The organism is Virgisporangium aurantiacum, from assembly GCF_016863635.1.
GTDB classification, from domain to species: Bacteria; Actinomycetota; Actinomycetes; order Mycobacteriales; family Micromonosporaceae; genus Virgisporangium; species Virgisporangium aurantiacum.
The window spans coordinates 1-1,425 of sequence record NZ_BOPG01000186.1 but is presented as its reverse complement, the minus strand read 5'-3'; the positions used below and the strand labels follow the sequence as shown (position 1 = coordinate 1,425).

Annotated in this window: 1 protein-coding gene; it reads right to left on the bottom strand. The window is 69.3% G+C overall.

All coding sequences use genetic code 11. The features are described from left to right. The coding region (locus Vau01_RS62965; protein ID WP_204015464.1) for a S8 family peptidase at positions 1-1,391 on the bottom strand (1,391 nt) is incomplete at its 3' end. Between the last annotated feature and the right edge of the window lie 34 nt (positions 1,392-1,425).

The following is a 1,425-nucleotide window of genomic DNA, read 5'->3' as shown; positions in this document are numbered from 1 at the left end:
CGGATGGTGATCGGCACGGTGGCACCCGAGGTGACCGGGTTGACGTCTTCGAACGTGGCGCTCACCCCGGGCGGCAGCGCGGCGGAGAGCTTGACCGGTTGTGGCGCGCCGACGAGGGTGAAGACCTGCAGGAAGTTCTTCTCCCACGAGCCCTGCACCACCGGCGTGGACGGCGAGGTGACCGCGAGGGTGAACTCGGCGACGGGCTCGACGTACAGCAGCTTGTTGGGCGAGCCGGCGCCCGCGTTGCCGACCAGGCCCGTGGTCGCGGTGAGCACGAGCGCGTCACGCACCTGCTGCGGGGTGAAGCCCGGGTTCTGTTCCAGCAGGATCGCCGCCGCGCCGGTGGTGTGCGCCGCCGCCGCAGACGTACCGGTCAGCGTGTTCGTCGCGGAGTCACCACCACCCCACGCGGACAGGATGCCCCCACCCGGGGCGAAGAGATCGACACAGCCACCATAGTTCGACGCCGCCGTGCGCTGATCGGTGCTGGTGGTGGCGCCGACCGTGACCGCCGCCGGTGCGCTCGCCGGGGTGAAGGTACAGGCGTCGGTGTTCGCGTTACCCGCCGACACCACGTAGGTGACGCCGTCGGCGATCGAGTTCGCGACGGCGGCGTTCAACGCCGTCCCCTGGCCACCGAGGCTGAGATTGGCGACCGCCCGCTCGCCCGGATCGTGATCCGCGGTCACCCACTCGATACCCGCGATCACCTGAGCGAGGGTACCGTTGCCCGACGCGTTGACCACCCGCACCGCCACCAACGTGACCCCCTTGGCCACACCGAAGGTCGTGCCACCCACGATCGCCGCCATGTGCGTGCCGTGCCCGTACGCGTCGTCGGCGGTGCCACCGTCGACGGCGTCGAACCCACTCACCGCCCGCCCACCGAACTCGGTGTGGGAAAAGCGGATCCCACTGTCGACGATGTACGCCCGCACACCCGCCCCGGTCGCCGGATACGCATACCTGTTGTTCAGGGCAAGGTTGCGCTGGTCGATGCGGTCAAGACCCCACGACGGCGCCGGACTCTGCAGACCATTCGTCGTCACCGTCTGGTTCTGCTCCACATAGGCCACCGCCGGATCGGCAGCCAGCCGCCTAGCCGCCCGCTCACCCATCGCCATCTCGAAACCGTGCAACGCCTGCCGATACCGGTGACCCACCTTCCCGCCGACCCGCCTGGCAAACTCCGCAGACCGGTCCGAAACCCCAGCCTTGAGCACCACGATGTAACTGCCACGAACCGCCGCCGGCGCACCCGCCCCGATGACGTCGCCCTCGGCCGGCGCCGCCCCGGCGCCACTGCCCATCCCACCGACGACCAACGCGACAACGGCGGCACATATGACCGCCCTCTTCAATGTCAGCATGCGGGGATAGATGGGCATCGCTCACCAAGTGATCCATCCGCCTTCGGACGGC